At 57.0% G+C, this 1,707-nt stretch carries 2 rRNA genes (1 of these 2 cut by a window edge); both read left to right on the forward strand.

Features of this window, described 5'->3' with window-relative positions:
* A 23S ribosomal RNA gene (locus ACZ7G3_RS35665) occupies nucleotides 1-1,501 on the forward strand; it begins 1,372 nt to the left of the window's first position.
* A gap of 89 nt (nucleotides 1,502-1,590) precedes the next feature.
* Nucleotides 1,591-1,707 (forward strand): 5S ribosomal RNA (rrf, locus tag ACZ7G3_RS35670).

Here is a 1,707-nt window from a genome sequence, read left to right on the forward strand (position 1 = left end):
TGTAGTAGGTGAGTGATGGGGTGACGCAGGAAGGTAGTCCATCCCGGGCGGTGGTTGTCCCGGGGTAAGGGTGTAGGCCGTGCGGTAGGTAAATCCGTCGCACATGGGGCTGAGACCTGATGCCGAGCCGATTGTGGTGAAGTGGATGATCCTATGCTGTCGAGAAAAGCCTCTAGCGAGTTTCATGGCGGCCCGTACCCTAAACCGACTCAGGTGGTCAGGTAGAGAATACCGAGGCGTTCGGGTGAACTATGGTTAAGGAACTCGGCAAAATGCCCCCGTAACTTCGGGAGAAGGGGGGCCATTTCTGGTGATCGGATTTACTCCGTGAGCTGGGGGTGGCCGCAGAGACCAGCGAGAAGCGACTGTTTACTAAAAACACAGGTCCGTGCGAAGCCGTAAGGCGATGTATACGGACTGACGCCTGCCCGGTGCTGGAACGTTAAGGGGACCGGTTAGCTCCATTTCGGTGGGGCGAAGCTGAGAACTTAAGCGCCAGTAAACGGCGGTGGTAACTATAACCATCCTAAGGTAGCGAAATTCCTTGTCGGGTAAGTTCCGACCTGCACGAATGGCGTAACGACTTCTCGACTGTCTCAACCATAGGCCCGGTGAAATTGCACTACGAGTAAAGATGCTCGTTTCGCGCAGCAGGACGGAAAGACCCCGGGACCTTTACTACAGTTTGATATTGGTGTTCGGTTCGGCTTGTGTAGGATAGCTGGGAGACTGTGAACTCTGGACGCCAGTTCAGGGGGAGTCGTCGTTGAAATACCAGTCTGGTCGTGCTGGATGTCTAACCTGGGTCCGTGATCCGGATCAGGGACAGTGTCTGATGGGTAGTTTAACTGGGGCGGTTGCCTCCTAAAGAGTAACGGAGGCGCCCAAAGGTTCCCTCAGCCTGGTTGGCAATCAGGTGTTGAGTGTAAGTGCACAAGGGAGCTTGACTGTGAGACCGACGGGTCGAGCAGGGACGAAAGTCGGGACTAGTGATCCGGCGGTGGCTTGTGGAAGCGCCGTCGCTCAACGGATAAAAGGTACCCCGGGGATAACAGGCTGATCTTCCCCAAGAGTCCATATCGACGGGATGGTTTGGCACCTCGATGTCGGCTCGTCGCATCCTGGGGCTGGAGTCGGTCCCAAGGGTTGGGCTGTTCGCCCATTAAAGCGGTACGCGAGCTGGGTTTAGAACGTCGTGAGACAGTTCGGTCCCTATCCGCTGTGCGCGTAGGAGTCTTGAGAAGGGCTGTCCCTAGTACGAGAGGACCGGGACGGACGAACCTCTGGTGTGCCAGTTGTCCTGCCAAGGGCATGGCTGGTTGGCTACGTTCGGGAGGGATAACCGCTGAAAGCATCTAAGCGGGAAGCCTGCTTCGAGATGAGGACTCCCACCCCCTTGAGGGGTTAAGGCTCCCAGTAGACGACTGGGTTGATAGGCCGGATCTGGAAGCACCGCAAGGTGTGGAGGTGACCGGTACTAATAGGCCGAGGGCTTGTCCTCAGTTGCTCGCGTCCACTGTGTTGGTTCTGAAACCACGAACAATCCCACCCCCGTGGTCACGGGGTGGCTGGTTGTCTGTTTCATAGTGTTTCGGTGGTCATAGCGTAGGGGAAACGCCCGGTTACATTTCGAACCCGGAAGCTAAGCCTTACAGCGCCGATGGTACTGCAGGGGGGACCCTGTGGGAGAGTAGGACGCCGCCGAAC

The sequence above is a fragment of the Streptomyces sp. NPDC037271 genome (assembly GCF_055603605.1).